General features: G+C 69.5%; 15 protein-coding genes. 8 read left to right on the top strand and 7 right to left on the bottom strand.

The window, feature by feature from the left end:
* The first annotated feature begins 121 nt into the window (after positions 1 to 121).
* The 5 genes from BM004_RS12810 (at position 122) to BM004_RS12790 (ending at position 5,470) form a co-directional block, all read left to right on the top strand.
* Positions 122 to 817: a response regulator transcription factor gene (locus BM004_RS12810; protein ID WP_093213725.1), complete on the top strand. Its 696-nt coding sequence runs from the start codon at positions 122 to 124 to the stop codon at positions 815 to 817.
* Complete coding sequence (locus BM004_RS12805; RefSeq protein ID WP_093213722.1) at positions 810 to 2,219, top strand: sensor histidine kinase; 1,410 nt, start codon at positions 810 to 812, stop codon at positions 2,217 to 2,219. Before BM004_RS12810 ends, BM004_RS12805 begins: the two co-directional genes overlap by 8 nt.
* A gap of 288 nt (positions 2,220 to 2,507) precedes the next feature.
* A complete protein-coding gene (locus BM004_RS12800; protein ID WP_093213720.1) occupies positions 2,508 to 3,488 on the top strand; it encodes a tripartite tricarboxylate transporter substrate binding protein in 981 nt (326 codons plus the stop codon).
* A 75-nt stretch (positions 3,489 to 3,563) separates the two neighbouring features.
* A complete protein-coding gene (locus BM004_RS12795) occupies positions 3,564 to 3,863 on the top strand; it encodes a YciI family protein (protein ID WP_093213717.1) in 300 nt (99 codons plus the stop codon).
* Positions 3,864 to 3,949: 86 nt separating this feature from the next.
* Entirely contained in the window at positions 3,950 to 5,470 is a 1,521-nt protein-coding gene (locus BM004_RS12790) for a methyl-accepting chemotaxis protein (RefSeq protein ID WP_093213715.1), read from the top strand.
* A 37-nt stretch (positions 5,471 to 5,507) separates the two neighbouring features.
* Here BM004_RS12790 and BM004_RS12785 read toward each other — a convergent pair whose 3' ends face one another.
* From BM004_RS12785 to BM004_RS12755, 7 genes are all read right to left on the bottom strand, one after another.
* Positions 5,508 to 5,894, bottom strand: coding sequence for a DUF4150 domain-containing protein (locus BM004_RS12785; protein ID WP_093213713.1), 387 nt, complete (start codon positions 5,892 to 5,894; stop codon positions 5,508 to 5,510).
* A 36-nt stretch (positions 5,895 to 5,930) separates the two neighbouring features.
* Positions 5,931 to 6,662 (bottom strand): DUF3540 domain-containing protein, encoded by a 732-nt coding sequence (locus BM004_RS12780; protein ID WP_093213711.1) that lies wholly within the window; start codon positions 6,660 to 6,662, stop codon positions 5,931 to 5,933.
* The gene (locus tag BM004_RS12775; RefSeq protein WP_093213708.1) at positions 6,659 to 7,801 is read right to left on the bottom strand and encodes a pentapeptide repeat-containing protein; all 1,143 of its coding nucleotides are present in this window, start codon (positions 7,799 to 7,801) and stop codon (positions 6,659 to 6,661) included. Before BM004_RS12775 ends, BM004_RS12780 begins: the two co-directional genes overlap by 4 nt.
* Positions 7,798 to 10,482, bottom strand: coding sequence for a DUF2169 family type VI secretion system accessory protein (locus BM004_RS12770; RefSeq protein WP_093213706.1), 2,685 nt, complete (start codon positions 10,480 to 10,482; stop codon positions 7,798 to 7,800). Before BM004_RS12770 ends, BM004_RS12775 begins: the two co-directional genes overlap by 4 nt.
* Before the next feature lie 13 nt (positions 10,483 to 10,495).
* The gene (locus BM004_RS12765) at positions 10,496 to 10,927 is read right to left on the bottom strand and encodes a hypothetical protein (protein WP_093121844.1); all 432 of its coding nucleotides are present in this window, start codon (positions 10,925 to 10,927) and stop codon (positions 10,496 to 10,498) included.
* A 16-nt stretch (positions 10,928 to 10,943) separates the two neighbouring features.
* Entirely contained in the window at positions 10,944 to 13,289 is a 2,346-nt protein-coding gene (locus BM004_RS12760) for a type VI secretion system Vgr family protein (RefSeq protein WP_093213703.1), read from the bottom strand.
* 139 nt (positions 13,290 to 13,428) lie between these two features.
* Complete coding sequence (locus tag BM004_RS12755; RefSeq protein ID WP_093213701.1) at positions 13,429 to 14,565, bottom strand: iron-containing alcohol dehydrogenase; 1,137 nt, start codon at positions 14,563 to 14,565, stop codon at positions 13,429 to 13,431.
* Between the two features lie 133 nt (positions 14,566 to 14,698).
* On the opposite strand from BM004_RS12755, the gene BM004_RS12750 reads away from it, so the two are divergent.
* Genes BM004_RS12750 through BM004_RS12740 form a run of 3 tightly spaced genes read left to right on the top strand, consistent with a single transcriptional unit; the run spans position 14,699 to position 19,808 of the window.
* Complete coding sequence (locus BM004_RS12750; RefSeq protein ID WP_256219894.1) at positions 14,699 to 15,613, top strand: alpha/beta hydrolase; 915 nt, start codon at positions 14,699 to 14,701, stop codon at positions 15,611 to 15,613.
* Complete coding sequence (locus BM004_RS12745) at positions 15,610 to 17,007, top strand: SWIM zinc finger family protein (protein ID WP_093213696.1); 1,398 nt, start codon at positions 15,610 to 15,612, stop codon at positions 17,005 to 17,007. Before BM004_RS12750 ends, BM004_RS12745 begins: the two co-directional genes overlap by 4 nt.
* Entirely contained in the window at positions 17,004 to 19,808 is a 2,805-nt protein-coding gene (locus BM004_RS12740; RefSeq protein WP_093213694.1) for a DUF6493 family protein, read from the top strand. The genes BM004_RS12745 and BM004_RS12740 overlap by 4 nt, the downstream gene beginning before the upstream one ends.
* Positions 19,809 to 19,836 lie beyond the last annotated feature (28 nt).

Here is a 19,836-nt window from a genome sequence, read left to right as displayed (position 1 = left end):
CGCTTCCTGCGCAGGAGGGTAGGAAAAACCGGCTGAAGAAGCCCTCAAGAAAGCCTGAAGTTTTCTTCAGGATCCGTGCCCGACGGCCAGCGGTCAGGAAGGCGCGGCATGATCCGCCCCCATGAGAATCCTGTTGATCGAAGACGACCGCAAGGCGGCGCGCCTGCTCGCGCGCGGGCTGCAGGAGGAGGGCTTCGTCGTCGACACGGTGCACACCGCGGAAGAGGGCGACGAAGAAGCCTTCGTGATCGCCTACGACCTGATCGTGCTCGACTGGATGCTGCCCGGCAAGGACGGCCTGACCCTGTGCCGCGACCTGCGCCAGCGCGGCTGCAAGACGCCCGTGCTGATGCTCACCGCGCGCGACGCGCTGAGCGACCGCGTGGCCGGCCTGAACACCGGCGCCGACGACTACCTGACCAAGCCCTTCGCCTTCGACGAACTGCTGGCGCGCGTGCGCGCCTTGCTGCGGCGCTCGGAGATCATGCGGCCCGTGGTGCTGTCGCTGGCCGACCTGAGCCTGGACCCGATGAGCCAGCGCGTGTTGCGCGGCGGCATGGTGCTGGAGCTGACGCACAAGGAGTTCGCCATCCTGCAGATCCTGCTGCGCCACGTGGGCGAGGTGGTGAGCCGCTCGCGCCTGGCCGAGCAGGTGTGGAAGGACGACCTGATCGCCATCGACAACCTGATCGACGTGCACATCAGCAACCTGCGCCGCAAGGTCGACGCGCCGCCGGCCGCGCCGTTGATCCACACGGTGCGCGGGCGCGGCTTCCGGCTGGCGCTGGCCGGCGACACCTCGAGCGCGCATGCTTAGTTTTCGCAAGCGGCTGGCGCTGGCCCACGTCGGCGTGATCGTGGTGGTGATGGCCATCGCGGCCTTCGGCGCGTACCTGGTGTTCTCGGGCAGCGTGCACCGCGAACTCGACGCCGCGCTGCTGGCGCTGGCCGAAACCGAGATGGGCATGCTGCTGTCCGCCGGAGACGGCGACACCGTGATCGTGCACGAGGCCCCGCCCGGCCCCGGCGCGCCGTCGTTCGTGCGGCTCGACCGGCTGGTGCAGATCGTCGATGCCGACGGCCGCGTGCTGGCGCGCAGTGCCAACCTCGGCGAGGCGCAGCTGCCCATTCCGCCGGTGCTGCGAGAGCAGCTTGCCGCGGGCGAGACCGTGTTCGAGACGCTCAACGGCTTCGGCGAGGAGCCGACGCGCATGGTGTCGGTGCCCGTGCCGGGCCGCCACGCGCTGCTGGCGGTGCAGGTGGCGGGCTCGCTCGACGACGTGAACCGCACCGTGGCCATGGCCAGCGTGCTGTTCCTCATTCTTGGCGGGGCGCTGCTGCTGGCGCTGGGCGCGGCGGGCGCGCTGATCACGCGGCGGGCGTTCGGCGCCATCGACGACGTGGTGCAGCAGGCGCACCGCATCGGCGACGCCAACCTGGGCGAACGGCTGCCGCACCCGGGAACGAACGACGAGATCGGGCGGCTCGTGGACACGCTCAACGCGATGCTGGCGCGCATCGAGCACGGCATGGAGGCGCAGCGGCGGTTCACGTCCGATGCCTCGCACGAGCTGCGTTCGCCGTTGTCGCGGCTGCGCACCGAACTCGAGCTGGCGTTGCGCAGGCCGCGCGAGCCCGCGGCCTATGTGGAGACGCTGCATTCGTCGCTCGAAGAAGTCGAGTCGCTCACGCTGCTGGTCGAGGAACTGCTGGTGCTCGCGCGGCTCGATGCAGGGCAGGAACGCGATGCGGTGGAGACCGTGTCCTTGAACCTGCTCGCGGAAGAAGCGGTGCGGCGCGTGGAGCCGATGGCTCGCGAGCGGCGGCTGCAGCTGCTGCTGGAACCCGCGCCACCCGTGGCCGCGCGCGTGGCCCGTGGCGCGGCGAGCCTGGCGCTGGCCAACCTGCTGGACAACGCGCTGAAGTTCTCGCCGGCCGGCACCACGGTGCACGTTCGCCTGCGCGCGGACGCCCAGGCGAACGAAGCCGTCATCAGCGTGTCGGACCGCGGGCCCGGCATTCGCGGCGACGAGCTGCCGCACCTGTTCGAGCGCTTCTACCGCGGCGCGACGGCACGCTCGAACGAGAAGACACCAGGCCTCGGGTTGGGCCTGGCGCTGTCGCAGGCCATCGTGCATGCGCATGGCGGACGCATCGAGGCGGCGAACGAAAGCGGTGGCGGTGCGCGCTTCGACATGCGCTTTCCATTGGCGCGTTGAGTCTGCTCAGCCGAGCCCGATGTCCGGGGCGAATGCACAGGCCGCTGGTGCTCGCCGGTCAACCACGGCTCTGATAACGCTCACGCCGACGGGGTGCCTTGCGCAGCGAAATAAAGGAGGAGGGCGAAGCCCGGGGGACATTCGCGGAGCAAGGTACCCGTCGGCGTGAGCGCGCCCTGAAAAAAACACCCAAGACCCAGCGCCGGGCAAACCCTGACCATCCTTCGCATGCCCCACTTCGAGAATGCCCCAGTCCGTTCTGCAACAACAAAGAGGGGTTCTCGCCACATGTCTCACGCCACGCTGTCCCGCCGCAGGTTCACGCTCGCCACCGCCGCAGCCAGCCTTGCCTTGCCCTCCTTTGCGCAGACCGCATGGCCCAGCAAGCCGATTCGCATCGTCGTGCCCTACACGCCCGGGGGCTTCACCGACCAGATGGCGCGGCTGGTGCAGATCGGCTTGCAGACACGGCTGGGCCAGCCCGTGCTGATCGACAACAAGCCCGGTGCCAACAGCCTGATCGGCGTCGACGCCATCGCCAAGGCACCGCCGGACGGCAGCACCTTCGGCGTCGTCATCGCGGCCTACGCGGCCAACACCACGCTGTACCCCAAGCTGCCGTACGACCCGCGCAAGGACCTCACCGGCGTGTCGTTGATGGGCGTGTCGCCGCTGCTGGCGGCGGTGAATGTCGATGCGCCGTTCAAGACCGCGCGCGACCTGATCGACTTCGCGCGCGCCAACCCCGGCAAGGTGAGCTTCGGTTCGTCGGGCAACGGCTCGGCCGCGCACCTCACCACCGAGCTGTGGAAGTCGCTCACGCAGACCTACATGATCCACATTCCGTACCGCGGCGCGGTCCCGGCGCTGACCGATTTGATGGGCGGGCAGATCCAGCTGTTCTTCGATGCGCCCACCGGCCTCATCAACCAGGCCAAGGCCGGCAAGGTGCGGCTGATCGGCGTGGCAGGCGACAAGCGGCTGGCCGCGGCACCCGAGGTGCCCACGTTCATCGAACAGGGGTTCGCGGGCTTCACCGGCAGCACCTGGGCCGGCATGCTGGCGCCGGCGGGCACGCCGCGCGACATCGTCAAGCGCATGTCGGAAGAGGTGGCGCGCATCGTCAGGAGCGACGATACGCGCGCCAAGCTCGATGCCATGGGCACCATTCCGGCAGGCAGCACGCCGGAGGAGTTCGACGCCTTCATCACGGCGGAGACGGCCAAGTGGGGCAAGGTGATCCGCACGGCCGGGGTAAAGGCGGAATAGGCGGAATAGGCGGAATAGATCGCCTGCGGCCGGCCCGGCCGGCCAGGCTGGCACGGCCGGTGCTTGGCATGGGGCATGAAGCACTTCATCGTCGAAATCAACTACCTCGTGACGCTGGACCGGATCCAGCCCTGCGTGCCCGCCCACCGCGCCTACCTTCAACAGGGCTATGACGCCGGCCTGCTGCTGTGCTCCGGCCCGAAGGTGCCGGCGACCGGCGGCTTCATGCTGGCACGCGCCGCGTCGCTCGAGGCGCTGCAGGCCTTCTTTGCGGAAGACCCGTTCAGCACGGAAAAGCTCGCCAGCTTCAAGTTCAGCGAATTCAACCCGGTCAAGCGCCAGGGCTGGGCCGAGGCCTGGTTCAGCGAACCCTGACAGAAGAAGGGCCCCTTGGGCTCAAGATTCCGGCGGCGCTGCCGATAAGCCGGAAGTACCCAACTTCCTGCTGTCGACCGCCTTCCATGAAACTGCGAACCCGAATCCTTCTCCTGTGTGCCGCCGCCCTGATCGGCATGGTCGTGCTTGCCTCCGTCTCGCTGTCGACGCTGCGCCAATCGATGATGAAGGAGCGCACCGCGCAACTCTCCACGCTGGTGGTGCTGGCCAATGCCTCGCTCGAGCGCCTGTACGAGCAGGAGAAGGCGGGCGAGCTCACCCGCGAGCAGGCGCAGAAAGAGGCGAAGAAACTCATCGGCAGCCTGCGCAAGGACGAGCTCTACTTCTTCGTTCGCGGCTACACGAATGACGTGAACTACGTGCACCCGAACCCCAAGCGCGTGGGCATCGTGGACGCCAAGGGCGGCAAGGAAGCCGGCGAGCGCTACCGCGCCGCGCTGGCGGGCCACACCGTGGCCACGCTCACGGCCTACGGCACGCGCCCCGGCGCCAAGCAGGAAGTGCAGAAGCTCTATGCCATCGTCAAGTTCGAGCCATGGGACTGGATCGTCGGCTTCGGCGACTACATCGACGACATCGACACCGCCTTCTGGCGCAACACGGTGATCCTGCTGGCGATCGGCGGCGCGCTGATGGTGGTGGTGGGCGGCATGGCCTGGGCCATGGCGCGCAACCTGTACCGCCAGCTGGGCGGCGAGCCCGGCTATGCCGCCGAGGTGGTGCGCCGCATCGGCGCGGGCGACCTGGGCATGCAGGTGCAACTGCAGCCGGGCGACAGCGCCAGCCTGCTGCACGCCATGCAGCAGATGCAGCAAAGCCTGGCCGGCACGGTGAGCGAGATTCGCGGCTCCACCGACACCATCGCCACCGCCAGCGGCCAGATCGCCTCGGGCAACCTCGACCTGTCTTCACGCACCGAGGAACAGGCCAGCTCGCTGGAGCAGACCGCCGCGTCGATGGAAGAACTCACTTCCACCGTGAAGCAGAACGCCGACAACGCGCGCCAGGCCAACCAGCTGGCCGTGTCGGCCTCGGCAGTGGCGGTGCGCGGCGGCAACGTGGTCGGCCAGGTGGTGGACACCATGGGCTCGATCAATGCGTCGTCGAAGAAGATCGTCGACATCATCGGCGTGATCGATGGCATCGCCTTCCAGACCAACATCCTGGCGCTGAACGCGGCCGTGGAAGCCGCGCGTGCGGGCGAGCAGGGCCGGGGCTTTGCGGTGGTGGCCTCGGAAGTGCGCAACCTCGCGCAGCGCTCGGCGGGCGCGGCCAAGGAGATCAAGCTGCTGATCGACGACTCGGTGGACAAGGTCGGCGCCGGCAGCGACCAGGTGGCCGAGGCGGGCCGCACGATGAAAGAGATCGTCGCCAGCGTGCGCCGCGTGACGGACATCATGGGCGAGATCATGGCCGCGAGCCAGGAACAGACCTCGGGCATCGAGCAGATCAACCAGGCCATCTCGCAGATGGACCAGGCCACGCAGCAGAACGCCGCGCTGGTGGAGCAGGCCGCGGCGGCGGCCGGCTCGCTGCAGGAACAGGCGGGCAGTCTGGTTCAGGCGGTGAGCGTGTTCAAGGTCTGACAGAAGCAGAAGCGCCGGGACCAGGCCCCCGCGCGGTTCAAGCCGCCAGCACCAGCACCTTGAACTGGCTCGGCACGATCCGCATGCCGATGATGTTGCAGCGGTTCTGCACCGCCAGGCTGGTCATGCGCGTGCACGGCGTGCCTTTCAGCAGCACGGTGAAGGCGCCGGTGATGTGGCGCGACGGCCCCATCACGGTCTGCGACACCACGCCCATCAGCACGCCCGCGTTGTCGCCGTTGGTGATGGGCGTGACGGTGGCCATGTTGTGTGCCGGCGTGCCGCCGTACAGGATGTTCCAGGCATTGGGAATGGCCGTGGGGCCCAGCGCGAAGTTGGGGTAGGGAATGGGAATGGCGGGTGGCGTCTTGCAGACGTCGGGAAACGCGAGGTCCACGCCCATCATCTGGCTGTTGGCGAACATGCGGCTGGGTTCCTTCCTGGTTGCGTCGGGCCGGGTTCAGCCCATGTGGATCTGGTCGGCATCGACCTTGACCAGCGCCTTGCTGGTCACGAGCGTGTTCTTCGCGTGCAGGCGCAGCGTCTCGCGCGCCTGGTAGTCGATCTGGCCGGCGCGCACCTGATCGACCTCTTCGGTCAACCGGAAGCTGGAGCGCGTGAGCACGCTGAGGCGGTCGAGCACGGTTTCGCAGGTGCGCCCGATGAAGCGCGCGACCAGCGTGGTGACGCGCACTTCGCCGCCGCGGTAGGCCATGTCGTCGACCTCGAGCCTGGCCTTCTGCGCGTGCAAAGTCAGTTCCGGCGACGCCAGGGCGATCTGCGTCTGCGCCTGCAGCGCAATGCCGCCGTGGCGCGAGCGCAGCGTGACGTCGCCGTCCACCACCAGCTCCGACCGGCTGGCATCGGCCTGCGTGATGACGGCGATCAGGTAGACATGGTCGCGCTGCGGTCCGGCCACGAGCACCGTGTCGCCCACGCCCGGTGCGAGCAGGCAGCTCGCGGCGCGCGGGCTGTGCCAGCGGTCGCCGCCGGCCTGGGCCTCGACGAGGCAGCGGCCGTCGTCCAGCACCTGCACGACATGGCCCAGTGCGCTGCCGGTCCAGGGCGGGGAGGGCGTCGAGGAGGGCGGCAAGGGCTTGTGCAGCAAGGCCTGCATCTCGTCATGGCTCTCGCCGGCGCACGCCTGGGTGTGCACGGCGTGCGGTTGCTCGCGAATGGCGCGGTGGGTCATGAGCCTGGCTCCTCGGGCAGGGGGATAGACATGCGAGGTGTGCGCAGCGGGCGGCCGTAGGCGTCGCGCCCCGCGCGTTGCGGCCGGCTGGTGCGCGCGGCGGCCACGCGCTCGGCCTCGAACAGCGCGGGGTCGTTGTCGAGCACGCCGAGGCGGTCGCTCCAGCGCGTGCCGTCCTGCATGGCGCGGTGCAGCTGCGTGCGCTGGAAGGTGGCGCCGCGCATGTCGGCGTCGGCCAGGTCGGCATAGGAGAAATCGGCGTACACGAGGTCGCTGCGCGCGAACGAGGTGCGGTTGCAGCGCGCGCGATGAAAGATGCACTGCGTCAGCTGCGCGCCGGACAGGTCGGCATCGGCCAGGTGCGCATCGACCCACAGGCTCTGCGCGAAGTGCCCGCCGCGGCAGTCGGCCTGGCGCAGGTCGGCCTCCGGAAAAAGGCATTGCGGCGCGTGCACGCCGGTGAGCACCGCGCGCTCGAGCGTCGCGCCCTTGAAGTTGCACTGGCTCAGCCGTGCGCGGTCGAAGTTGCAGCCCGTGAGGTCCGCGTCGATGAACTGACACAGGTGAAAGGCCTGCGCCGAGAAGTCCTGCCCGGCCAGGTCGGCCTCGCTGAAGATCACGTTGTGAAAGCTCGCGCCCTGGAAGCCGGTGCCGCGCAGTGCGGCGCGGTAGAACACGGTGGTGTGCAGCGCCACGTCGTCGAAGCGCGCGTCCTCGAGCGCGCATTCGCCGAACACGGCCTTGGTGAGGTCCGCGCCGCCGAAATGCACCCGGCCCAGTTCGCTTTGATGAAAGGCCGCAAGGTCGAGTTGCGCGCCGTTCAGCTGCGCGTCCTGCAATTGCGATGCGCTGAAGACGGTGCGCGTCATCGCCGCCTGCCGCAGGCTGGCGCGCGGCAGGGCGCACTTGTGGAAGGCCGCGCGCTGCAGGTCGGCGCCGTCGAATGCCGCGTCGTCGAAGCGGCAGCTGTCGAGCATCGATTCGGTCAGCCGCGCGCCGCGCAGGCTCGCGCCCGAGAAGTCGCATTCGCCGAAGACACCGCCGCTCAGGTCGAGGCCGTCGAAGCGCATGCCCTTGAAGTCCTGGCCCTTGATGTGCTCGCCGCCGCGAATCTTCTGCGCCAGTTCGTCCGGCCTCATTGCACCGGGTCCGCCGCGCGGCGCGGGACGGTCTTGGCCTGCTCGAGGTAGGCGCCGCGCGTTTCGGTGACGGTGTCGATCAGCGCCTGCGACACGTCGGCGCGGAACAGGTTGGCCTCGCGCAGGTCGGTGCCGACCAGCGTGGCCTTCTGGAGGCTGGCGTGCATGAGGTTGGCGCCGCGCAGCGAGGCATGGGTGAAATCGGCGCGGATGAACAGGCTTTCAGGCGCGTCGATGGCGCTCAGGTTGGCGCCGACCAGGCTGCAGGCCGACAGGTCGCAGGTGTCCAGCGTGGCCCGGGCGAAGCGCGCGCCGTTCAGCGGCATGTCGCGCAGGCTGCACTGGACGAGCGTGGCGTCCTCGAAGCCGGCGGTGCGCAGGCTGCTGGTGCCCACGAAGCAGGTGGTGAGCAGCGTGGCGCCGCTGAACACGATGCCTTCGTCGCCCGGCGTGTGGACCCAGGCGCTGGCTTCGAGGCTGGCCTGCGAGAAGTCCAGCCGCGAGACCACGCACGAGATCAGGCCGAACTTGTGCAGCGTGGCCGCGTGGAAGCTGCAGTCGTGCAGCCGGCTTTGCTCGAGCAGCGTGACGTAGTCGAAACGCGCGCCGTCGAAGCAGCAGCGCTCGAAGTGCATGCCCATCAGGTTCAGGTGCTCGAGGCGGGCCTGCGTGAAGTCGCAGTCGTCGAAGCGCGTCTTCTCGATCACCGTTTCATGGAACCGCGCGCGGGCGAACGAGGTGCGCGCGCAGTGCGCCAGGCTCAGGTTGGCGCGGTGCAGCACGCAGCCCGCGAGCGAGGCGCCCTCGAGCTTCGCGCGCACCAGCACGGCCTCGGTGGCGTCGGCGTCGTCGAGCAGGGCGCCGGCGAGGTTGGCGCTTTCGAGCAGCGTGCGGTGCAGGCGGGCGCCGCGCAGGTCCATGCCCGAGAGGTCGGCGCCCGTCAGGTCCATGTCCGACAGGTCGCGGGTGCCGGCCATGGCCTGCTGCACGCGCTGGCGCGCCGCACCGGCCCGCTCGCTGCCCATGGCGTCGGCGGCGCACTGGTGCTGGGCCGCAAGGCGATACATGTCGATCAGGCCGCGGCGGCCTTTTTCGGCGGTGTGTTCGAGTTCCATCTGTTGTGCCGGCGGCATCGGTGCGGTGCGCGTGGCGCCGGCGATGCCGAGCAGGCCCCGCATCACGCCCTGCGCGTCGAAGGTGGGAGGGCCCTTGGCCTGGGTGCGTGTGGCGTCGTTCACGAGCTCGCCGGTGTCGAAGCCCACCTTGCGCGACTCGCCGGCGTTGGCTTGGGCCAGCTGCGCGAGCTCGCGGCGGCCGTCTTCGAGCTTGCGCTGCTGCTCGCGCTCGTAGACCTTGGTCTGCGCGATGAACTCGGGCAGCTCGGCCAGGGTCGGCATCCGGGTGAAGGGCGCGGGCACCGCGCGCTCCTTGAAATGGCGCGGCTTGTGGCCGATGTCCGAAGCCTGCCCGGCGAGCTCTTCGCGCAGCGTGCGGCCGCGCTCGCGCATGTTGCGCACGAGCGGGGATTCTTCGTCGTCCATCTGGTCCAGCCACGGGCCGATGGTGCCGTCCGGCAGCAGTTCGTCGTCGCGGAACATGTAGAGCGCGCCGGTCTCGGGGTCGCTGCGGCGCTGCAGGATCGCGAAGTAGTGTTCGAGCGGGCGCGGCGCGTCGGACGCAGCTTCGATGGCCGGCATCACGTGCGTGACGTCGGCGGCATCGTCTTGCGCGATGGCGGTCTCGCCGTGGAAGATCAGCGCGACCTGCGCCAGGTGCGGGAAGAACCATGCGGTGGTCAGCCGCAGGTCGACCTCCTCGAAGCGCTCGGGCTCGGCGCGGCCCGACGCCGTCTTGCGGGCGATGAAGCCGCGCGCGCGCCAGTCCGGCAGGCGGCCGCGCTGCACCGGCTGCGAGGGGTGCATGTTCCAGATCTCGTATGGCGTGCCGCCCGGGATGCGGTCGCTGTCAGCCCAGCGCTGCTCGGGCGCCGCGGCGTTGAACAGGCGCCAGTCCATGTCCTGCGCGAAGCCGGGGTACAGGTGCTCGCGCCAATGGCTGTCGTAGTGCCGGCCGATGAGCTGCATGCGCGCGGGCCAGCTCACGTCGATGGCGCCCAGGCAGGCCGGCGCCGCGTGCCGCGACGGATGGTCGATGCGGCGGTGCGGGTGCTCGACGTTGGGCAGCGGGTGCACCTGTGTGCCGTCGGCGGCGGGCACCGGCGCGTGGCCCATGCCCAGCGGGTTGTCCGCGAAGCCCGGGCCGCCGTAGGCGCGGCTCCAGTCGAGCCGCATCGCATCGAAGGGCTGCGGCGCGGTGGCGCGGCCGTCGAGCCAGTAGCGGTCGCCGAACACGATGAACTGCCGGGCCAGCGCGCCCACGCGCAGCTCGACAGCGCAGGCCGTCTTGTCCTGCTGGTGGCGGGTGTAGGCGTGGCCGGTGGCGAGAAACTCCGCGCAGGGCTTGGGCATGCCCAGGTCGAGCACGCCGGTGGGGCCGAGCTCTTCGGACACGGTCCTCCAGAACTCGGTCTCGGGCAGCAGCACGCCGCCTGGACTTTCACCTGCGCCGCCGGCGTCTTCCGTCGACAGCATGCCCATGACCGTCAGGCCCAGCCGCTGGTGGCCGGCGCGCAGGAACGGGCGCGTGATCACGCTCAGCCGCAAGGGTTTGACTGTTTTCACGAGGGCGGGGCGCTCAGGCGGTGGCGCGCGGAATCTCGAGCGGCGTGCGCGTGCGGTCGACCGCCAGCACCGCCGCGTTGCCCGGGTCGCGCAGCAGGTGCACGCGGGTGCCGGCCACCGCGAACTGCGGCACCAGGCCCTCGTCGATCAGCGTGCGCACCACGGCGGGCCGCGAGCCGCCTTCGCCGTCGAACACCTTCAGCGCGAGTTCGCAGGCGTACACCGTCTGCCCCTGGCTGCCGCCGCGCGACAGCTCGTGCTCGGAGCGCTTGAGCGACTCGACCTCGGCCTGGGTCGGGATGCCGCTCTGGGCCAGGCGCTGCCACGTCCTGGCTTCGGCCGAATAGACGCGGTTCTCGCGCGAAGCCACGATCACCACCGACAGCGCGACCACCAGGATCGACCCCATCAGCACCGCGAACACGATCCACATCAGGATTTCCATCGATCTCTTTTCCTGCTCAGGCCACCAGCGTCAGCACCTTGAACTTGGCCGCCAGCCCGCCGGTGGCGATGAGCATGCCCTTGTTCGCAATGGCCATCCCCTTGGTGCTGACTTCGAGCGGCTTGTTCTTCAGCGAGAACACGGCCGTGTCGATCTTCACCGTGGCAATCTGCGCATTGAGCGCGGCGTAGTACTGCAGCCGCGCGCCCCACACGTCCAGCGACGTGCCCACCAGGCTGATGCGAAAGCCCACCCCGCCCGCACGGAACAGCCGCCAGTCGCTGCTCTTGGCGTAGTTGTTGTTGTACGTGACGGAGTTGTTGGTGTAGTCGTTGGTGATGTTGTTGTAGGTGTTCGACGTCGTGTTGTAGACGTTGGTGTTGATGACGTGCTGCGTCGTGTTGTGGATGTGGTTGGTGGTGTTGAACGTGACGTCCGGCGAGGTGTGCACCGTGGGCCCGGTCACCGTGGTGGTCGAGGGGCCGTTGACCAGCACGTCGTTCGAGGTGTTGATGGTGTCGTTGCGCCCGTCGCTGACGAAGCGGATTTCCTGGCCGTCGATGGTGCCGTGGAAACCGCCCGTGATCGCCAGCTTCACGCCGCCGGTGATGGTGTCGTCGAGCCCGCCGCTGAGCATGCGCGTCTTGCCGCCCGAAATGGTCTGCTTCACGCCGCCGGTCACGGTCTCGGTGAAGCCGCCGGTCACGTCGCGGGTGTCGCCGCCGGTGATGCTTTCCTTGGCGCCGGCCGTGATGTCGCGCGTCTCGCCGTCCTGGTAGGTGGCCGACTCGTGGCCCTTGATGAGCGTGGTGCGGGTGCCGTCGGTGGTGTGCGTCTCGTCGGCCTCCACCTCCACGTCGAGGTTGCGCTCGGCGTGCAACAGGATCTGCTCGGCGCCCGCGCGGTCCTCGAAGCGCAGCATGTTGGCCTGGTTGGCCGCGCCGCCGGTGCTGGAGCGCGTGAGGATGCCGCTGGCGGTGGCGTTGGCCGGCAGTTCCCACGGCGGCATCTGGTCGCTGTTGTAGACGCGGCCGGTGATGATGGGGCGGTCGGGCTCGCCGCCGATGAAGTCGACGATCACCTCCTGGCCCACGCGCGGCATGTGCATGGTGCCGTAGTTGGCGCCGGCCCAGTTGCTCGACACGCGCACCCAGCACGAGCTGTTCTCGTCCGACTGGCCGTAGCGGTCCCAGCGGAACTGCAGCTTCACGCGGCCGAAGCGGTCGGTCCAGATCTCCTCGGGGCCGACCACCGTGGCGGTCTGCGGGCCGTTGGTGCGCGGGCGCGGCGTCTTGCGCGCGGGGCGAAAGGGCACGCTCGACGGCAGCACGGTGAAGTCGAATTCGCACACCGACTCGCTGCTGCCGCCGGTGGAGTACTCGGGCTCCTGCAGGTCGTAGCGCGTTTCGGTGACCAGGTACTCGCGGTTGTCCGATTCGCGCGGGCAGTGCGTCATCTGGAACAGGTAGCCGGGCGCCATGCCGACGACGTTGGTGTGGCCCGCGGCCAGCTCGTGCGCGCCCTGCAGCTCCTGCAGGCGGATGCGCGCGTAGCTGTCGCCCTGCTGGTGCTCGGTGTAGCCGCCGAGCCATTCGTAGACCTCGTAGGTCGAGTGCTCGTGCGGCTTGGGGTCCTGCTGCACGCTTTGCAGCGAGGCGCGCGACTTCTTGAAGTCGAAGTCGTCGAGCATCACGCGGCCCGAGGTGATCTGCTCGCTCACGCGCCACTGGTCGATGCAGGGCTCCAGCGCGTTCAGCACGCGGTCGCGCGGGCGGTAGGGAATGCTGGCGTGGCCGGGCAGGGGGGTGTAGCTGCCGCTGTCGTCGGCCAGCACCAGCAGGTGCGTGCCGTTGCCGTGCTCGAAGTGGTAGGCAATGCCTTCGTGCTCCATGAGCCGGCTCACGAAGGCGAAGTCGCTTTCCTGGTACTGCACGCAGTACTCCCAGGTCGGGTAGCTGCCGGTGAGGCGCTTTTCGAACTGGAAGCCGTACTTGCCCAGCACCTCGTCGAGGACTTCGGGCACGCTCTTGTTCTGGAAGATGCGGCAGTCGGTGGTGCGCGTGAGGTACCACAGCCACGGCTGCACCAGTGCGCGGTAGATGTAGTGGCGCCCGGTTTCGTTGGCGCGGCCCACCAGCTCGAAGCGCACCACGGTGCCGTTGAGGAAGCGCGCGCCGGCTTCGTCGGCCAGCTCCAGCGTGAGCGAGGTGCCGAGCAGCTGCTTCAGTTCGAGGCTGAAGCTGGTGCTGACCATGTCCACCTCGAACTCGAAGAGTTGCGAGAGCCCTTCGCGTCCCCGCATCGCGCGGAACTTGAGCTGCTCGGTGCTCAGGACGGTGTGGACTTGGACGGTACGTGGCATGCGGAACTTCCCTGACCTCTGGGACTTTCGCGGGTGCGAAGCCTTCTGGGGCCAGTCTAGAAATTCCTCATGTCATACCAATGACGCGAAGCCTGTAGAAAAAGCGCTTACACAGAAGGTGCAAGGCCTTCGCGCCGGTTCACATCGAGGCTTCGAGCATGACCTTGTAGTCGTCGCGCGTGGCCAGGCGCGGGTTGGTCTTGTGGCAGTGGTCGGCCATGGCGCCGTCGATGATCCTGTCGAACATGGCGGGCGTCACGCCCACCTCGGCCAGGCCCGTGGGCAGGCCCAGGCGCGCGTTCATGTCGCGGATGGCATCGCCCAGGTCGCCGGCCGAATCGAGGTGCATGGCCTGCGCCATGCGCTGCAGGCGCTGTTCCTTCTGCACCGATTCGGCACCCGCGTTGAAGTGGATCACCGCGGGCAGGAAGAGGGCGTTGAGCGTGCCGTGGTGCAGGCGCGGATCGACCCCGCCCAGGCTGTGGCTCAGCGAGTGCACGCAGCCCAGGCCCTTCTGGAAGGCCATGGCGCCCTGCATCGAGGCGCTCATGAGGTTCAGGCGCGCCTCGCGGTCGCTGCCGTCTTTGGTCGCGCGCTCGATGTGGCCCCAGGCACGCTCCAGGCCGTCGAGGCCGATGCCGTCGGCCGGCGGGTTGAACGCGGCCGACATGAAGGTTTCCATGCAGTGCGCAATGGCGTCCATGCCGGTGGCGGCCGTGAGTTTGGGCGGCAGGCCGAGCGTGAGTTCGGGGTCGCAGATGGCGGCCTTGGGCATCAGGAACCAGCTGTGGAAGCCCAGCTTGCGGTGGTCGTCCACGATGACGATGGCGCCGCGCGCCACCTCGCTGCCGGTGCCGCTGGTGGTGGGCACCGCAATCAGCGGCACCGCGCGTTCGGTGATCCTGGGCGAGCCGCCTTCGATGGTGGCGTAGGTCTTCAGCGGGCCTTCGTGCGTGGCCGCGATGGCCACGCCCTTGGCGCAGTCGATGGCCGAACCGCCGCCCACCGCGATGAGCCCGTCGCAGCGCCCGCTGCGGTACAGCTCGACGGCCGCGCGCACCGCGGCTTCGGTCGGGTTGGAGGGGGTCTGGTCGAACACCGACACCTCGAGATCCGCGATGGCGTCGAGCGCCTTCTGCAGCACGCCGGCCGCGCGCACGCCGGCGTCGGTCACGATCAGCGGGCGGTTGATGCCGATGCGCGCGCACTCGCTGGACAGCAGCTGGATGGCGCCGAATTCGAACTGGATCTGGGTGAGGTATTGGATGAGTGCCATGGGTGTGGGAGTGCTCGGGGCAGTACGATTGCCGACCAGCCAAATCTAACAAGAGCGATCAGTCTTGCACACGAAAGAAACCCTTGCCGGTGTCGCGCCCGGAACACCCCACGCCGCACGGCTGACCGCGAAGATGGCCAGCGTCGTCGAGCGCATGGCGCGCGCCGGCCACCCGCCGCTGGACCGCATGACACCCGAGGAGGCCAAGGCCTCCTACGAGAAGGGCGCCGGCGTGCTCGAGGTGCCCAAGCCCGAGCTTGCCCGCATCGAGGACTTCGACATTGCCGCGCGCGACGGCCACGCCCTGGCGGCGCGGCTGTATGCGCCGTCTGCCGCGGTGCTGCCGGTGCTGGTGTACTTTCACGGCGGCGGCTTCACGGTGGGCAACATCCGCACGCACGACACGCTGTGCCGCGTGCTGAGCAGCAGGAGCGGTTGCGCGGTGGTGTCGGTGGACTACCGGCTCGCGCCCGCGCACAAGTTTCCGACCGCGTCGAACGACGCGTGGGACGCTTTCGAATTCATCGCGAAAGAGGGCGCGAGCATGGGCCTCGACCCGTCCAGGCTGGCGGTGGGCGGCGACAGCGCGGGTGGCACGCTCGCGGCCGTGTGCGCCGTTCTGGCGCGCGACGCGGGCCTGCCGCTGGCGCTGCAGATGCTCATCTACCCCGGCACCACGGCGCACCAGGACACGGCCTCGCACCTGCGCCATGCCGACGGGCCGCTGCTGACGAAGTCGATGATCGATTTCTTCTTCGCGCAGTACGTTCGCACACCGGCCGACCGTGACGACTGGCGCTTTGCGCCGCTGCTGGCCGACGACGTCGACGGCGTGGCGCCCGCGTGGATCTGCCTGGCCGAATGCGACCCGGTGGTCGACGAAGGCATTGCCTATGCCGACAAGCTGCGCGCGGCGGGCGTGCCGGTCGACCTGGAGATCTACCGCGGCGTGATCCACGAGTTCATCAAGATGGGCCGCGCGATTCCCGAGGCGCTGCAGGCGCAGGCCGATGCGGCCAAGGCGCTGCGCGAGGCCTTGCAGCCTTGAGCGCGGTCGCCCACGCCTACCGCTACGCGCACGCCTCGGCCACGCTGGCCGAGGCCGCAGGGCCGCGGCTGAGCCTGGCCACGTCGAGCCCGCAGGCCGACGGCGGCGCGGCGCATCCGTACTTCTTCGAGGGGCGGCTGCTGCAGCCCCGGCTGTGCGCGGAGATGCTGAGTGCCGTGCATCTGGTGGTCGGCTCGCGCTTCTTCACGCCGGCCAACAGCGTGGCGCGCGCCATTGCGCTGGCCGACCCGGTGGTCACGGCCGGTGGCGAGCTGCTGCGCTTCGAGGGGTTCTCGGCGTGCTGCAGCTGCTATGTGCGCGTCGACCTGCTGCCTGCGTCGTACGACGGGCAGGTGGTCGGCAAGGGCACCACCAACGTCGACTTCAATGCGCCGATGCGCGCCGCGCTGGCACGGCTGCGCGACGCCGACGGGCTCTCGCTGTCGGTCGGGCGCGACGCGCTCGCGCTGCAATCGGGCGGCCACGAGGTGGTCGAGCGCAAGGTGGCGCTGCCGCTGCGCTGGCTGCGCGGCATGGTCGAGGTGCAGTCTTACCTGGCCGGCATGCGGCACCGCTTCGAGCTCAAGGGGCTGGAGGCGCTGCGCTTCTTCCGCACGCTGCCCAAGGCCTCGACCAGCCGCACGCCGCTGTGGGTGGTGCCGTCGCCCAAGGGGCCCTTCACCACCACGCGCCCGCACCCGCAAGGCGTGCGCGTGACCGACACCAGCCGGCTGCGCGTGCTCGAGGCGCTGCTGCCCAAGGCGCAGAGCCTCGCGGTGCATGCCGACGAGGCACAGCAGGCCAGCGCCTGGGTGCTCAACTTTCCGGGCGCGCGGCTCACGCTGGCGCTGAGCGCCGAACCGTGGCGCGGCTTTTCGGGCGAAGGGCAGGCGCTGCGTGCACTGATGCGCATGGACGACGAGCGCGCCGTGGCCCAGGTGCGCGCGCAGCTGAACTGGCAGGCCGTGATCGACACCGCCGAACTGGCGGCCAAGCTGGGCGTGGCCGCGTCGAGCGTGGAGGACAGCCTGCGCATCCTCGGCGCGTCGGGCTTGGTGGGATTCGATCTGGCCGCAAGGAGCGAAGGGGCCGAGGGACGCTACTTTCACCGCGTGCTGCCGTTCGACCTGTCGTCGGTCGAGGACATGCACCCGCGGCTGGCCGATGCGCGCGAGCTCATGGCGCGCGGCGCCGTGCACATCGCCAAGGCCAGTCCGATCGATGCGCAGGTGACCAGCGGCGGCACCGTGCACAGCGTGCGCGAGACCGACGGCGAACTGCGCTGCACCTGCCCCTGGTTCGCCAAATACCAGGGCGAGCGCGGGCCCTGCAAACACGTGCTGGCGGTGGAAGCCACGGCCGCATCCACCAACGCGACAGAAGGCGATCGATGAGCAATGAAGAGGAACTGCCGGCGTTCGTGCCGGCCGATGCGCTGGAGCGCGCGGTGCACCAGGGGGATTTCGATGCGACGCTGGCCCTGCTGACGGCCATGCCGGCCGCGCAGCGCAAGGCGTGCGGTGAGTCGCTGGAGCGGATGGGCCGGATGATGCGGTCCAGCCATTGGCAAGGCAGCCCGTATGCGCGGCAGTGGGGCGGCGAGGCGCGCACGGCACAGTACCGCGCCTTGCAGGCCGCCGCCGTGTGCATGGCGCCTAGCGACTTTCTCGACCATGCCCATCCGAAGTTGGCACTCGACCGCGACACGGTGGCGGCGCTGTGCAAGCAGTTCGGCGTCGACCCCGCAGCCTGGCGCAGCGCGCTGCAGCAGGCGGCCGAAGCGGCGGTCAAGGCCTTTCCGGGGCACATCCTCCCGCTGCAGGACCTGGTGGCCGCGGGACTGATCGACCGGCCGCAAGGAGACGACTACCTCATCGGCCTGATGGCCCTGCCGCGCGCCTTGCGCCGCACAGACACCATCGGCGAGAAGTTCGACAGCGACCCCGGCCTGTACCAGGCGGCGCTGCGGCTGTTCGACGTGGAGGGCACCGGCGAGCACAACCTGTCGGCGGTCGACAAGTACAACCATTCGCCGCAGAACGCGTGGTCGCACATCTTCATTGCCGGTATTGCGCGCGGCGAATTCACGCGGGCGCAGTTGCTCGACAAGACCCTCGGGACGCTGGAGCGCGACTGGCCGCAGTTCCGCGCGGGCTGGTTCTCGCGTTTCCATGAAACGCTGGCGCCCACGGCGGACGAGATGGCGCCCTTTGCGCCGCGCTACCTCGGCCTGTGCCAGAGCCGCATTCCGCCCACGGTGGCGCTGGCGCTCGGCGCGCTGAAAGCGCTTCACGCGGCGGGGAATGTCGACGGCGCATCGCTGCTGGGCGCATTGCAGCCCGCGTTCTATGCGAGCGCCAAGTCGCAGGTCGATGCGGCGCTGAAGCTGGCCGAAGCGGCCGTCAAGCGCGAGCCCGCACTGGCGCATGAGGCCTCGGCCGTGGCCTTGCACGGGCTGGTGCACGAGGCGGCCGACCTGCAGAAGAAGATCATCGAGCGGCTCAAGGCCTGGGGCATGGACGACGCGGCGCGCACGGAACTGGCGGCGCACGCGCAGGGCGTGGCGACCGTCAACCGGCCGGCGCTGCTGGCCTTGGTGGGCGAGGCGGCAGTGGACGCGCCCGCGGACGTCGCGAATGCGGCGGATGCCGCGGTGGTCGACCCCGCGTCGGTGGGCGCCGGGCCGCTCGATCCGCTCGATGCGAGCCGGGCGCTGTTGCCGATCAGCGATGCGGCCGACCTGATCGACCGCATCGCCTTCGTGCTGGAGAACCCCAAGGACATCGACGCGCTGGAGCGCGTGCTCGGGGCGCTGGTGCGCATGGCGCCGCTGCCGCAGCCCTTGCTCAAGCAGTTCGCACCGGTGATGAAGCGTGCGCGCAAGCTGGCGCAAGCCGAGGTGCAAGGCCGGCTCGCCCACCTGCTGGCCTTCGTCGTCGCGGGTGAGCGCACCGGCGAGGCGGAAGAAGAAAAAGAACAAAAAGAAAAAAGAGAAGAAAAGAAGCCGGAGGCCGGCGAATTCCTCGAGCTTCGGGTGAGGGACCTGATCGACCAGGCCGCACAGGGCTGGGGCCTGGCGCCGCTGGCGTCGGCCACGCACGGGCGCGGCTTCATCGACCCGGCGGTCTTCATCGAGCGCATCGCGGCGTACCAGGCGCGTGGCGTGCTGCCGCCTTTGGGCGAACAGGTGCGTGGCGTGCTGCGGCTGGCACCGCCGGGTGAACGCTCGGCGGCGTTGCTCGACAAGGCACGGCGACTGGCCGACGCGCCACTGGTGCGTGCGCTACGCCATGCGCTAGGGGAAGACGGCATCGCCATCGCCGCCAAGAACGGTGACGAGCAGGCGCTGTTCGCCGCGGCCGCCCGCATCCGCCACCCCGGCGGGGACGATGCGCATGTGCTGGCCGCACTGGGCGAGCTGGGGCCTGACGGTGCGATCGCCGCGCGCTACAGCTGGTCGGTGACGGCCCGCAGCTCGACCTACGACGGCAAGACCTGCGTGCACCACGACCTGGTGCTGGCCGCCGCGCAGGTGCCCCCGAGCACGCCCAAGACCTTGGTGGCCGTGCGGCGTGCCGGCGTGAAGAGCGCTTTCGACGAGGCGCTGCTGCGCCACATGGCCACGGTGCTGCCGTCGTCGCTCGAAGCCTTCTTTGCGGACGGCAGCCGCCAGGTCGGCAACAACCTCGACTGGTGGGAAGTCGAATGGCAAGACCGCGCCTACCTCGCGCTGCTGCTCGACCCGACCGTTTCCGTGACCGCCGCGCAGCCCATGGCCGTGCTGCTGCTGGCGTTGGCGCTGGCCGGCAAGGAGCCCGGCCAGACCGCGATGGCCGTGGACGCCCTGGTGCAGTCCTTCACCGAAGGGCGGCTCGACGTGCCGGCGCTGGGCGCGCAACTGCGCGCGCTGCTGGCCTCGCCGATCGTGATGGCCAAGCGTTATGCCAGGAGCCTGCAGGCGGCGGTGCGCGCCGACGCACGGCTGGCCGCGCCGGTGTTCGACCTGCTCTGCGACATGCTGGCCGCCGATGTCGACAATCCGCCGAAGGACCTGGCCGCGCTGATGGAACTGCTGCTCGAGATCGCCTTGAGTTCCCAGCGTGCGCTGCCCGCGCCGGCGCGGGAGCTGCTGTCGGCGCTCAAGCTCGGCGGCAAGGGCCGTGCGGCGCAAAAGAACCTGCTGGCCCTGGGCTGAACCTGTTTCGATTCCTGCGATTTCTCAA

The organism is Variovorax sp. OK212, assembly GCF_900112425.1.
Taxonomy (GTDB): Bacteria; Pseudomonadota; Gammaproteobacteria; order Burkholderiales; family Burkholderiaceae_C; genus Variovorax.
Note: the sequence above shows the minus strand (reverse complement) of the source record. Positions and strands in the feature narration are given on the sequence as shown.

Bases quoted from the DNA above. Each gene is read 5' to 3' on its own strand.
- BM004_RS12740 (WP_093213694.1), top strand. From the start codon at position 17,004: ATGAGCAATGAAGAGGAACTGCCGGCGTTCGTGCCGGCCGATGCGCTG.
- BM004_RS12760 (WP_093213703.1), bottom strand. From the start codon at position 13,289: ATGCCACGTACCGTCCAAGTCCACACCGTCCTGAGCACCGAGCAGCTC.
- BM004_RS12790 (WP_093213715.1), top strand. From the start codon at position 3,950: ATGAAACTGCGAACCCGAATCCTTCTCCTGTGTGCCGCCGCCCTGATC.
- BM004_RS12775 (WP_093213708.1), bottom strand. From the start codon at position 7,801: ATGAGGCCGGACGAACTGGCGCAGAAGATTCGCGGCGGCGAGCACATC.
- BM004_RS12810 (WP_093213725.1), top strand. From the start codon at position 122: ATGAGAATCCTGTTGATCGAAGACGACCGCAAGGCGGCGCGCCTGCTC.
- BM004_RS12765 (WP_093121844.1), bottom strand. From the start codon at position 10,927: ATGGAAATCCTGATGTGGATCGTGTTCGCGGTGCTGATGGGGTCGATC.
- BM004_RS12800 (WP_093213720.1), top strand. From the start codon at position 2,508: ATGTCTCACGCCACGCTGTCCCGCCGCAGGTTCACGCTCGCCACCGCC.
- BM004_RS12780 (WP_093213711.1), bottom strand. From the start codon at position 6,662: ATGACCCACCGCGCCATTCGCGAGCAACCGCACGCCGTGCACACCCAG.
- BM004_RS12755 (WP_093213701.1), bottom strand. From the start codon at position 14,565: ATGGCACTCATCCAATACCTCACCCAGATCCAGTTCGAATTCGGCGCC.
- BM004_RS12785 (WP_093213713.1), bottom strand. From the start codon at position 5,894: ATGTTCGCCAACAGCCAGATGATGGGCGTGGACCTCGCGTTTCCCGAC.
- BM004_RS12805 (WP_093213722.1), top strand. From the start codon at position 810: ATGCTTAGTTTTCGCAAGCGGCTGGCGCTGGCCCACGTCGGCGTGATC.
- BM004_RS12795 (WP_093213717.1), top strand. From the start codon at position 3,564: ATGAAGCACTTCATCGTCGAAATCAACTACCTCGTGACGCTGGACCGG.
- BM004_RS12750 (WP_256219894.1), top strand. From the start codon at position 14,699: ATGGCCAGCGTCGTCGAGCGCATGGCGCGCGCCGGCCACCCGCCGCTG.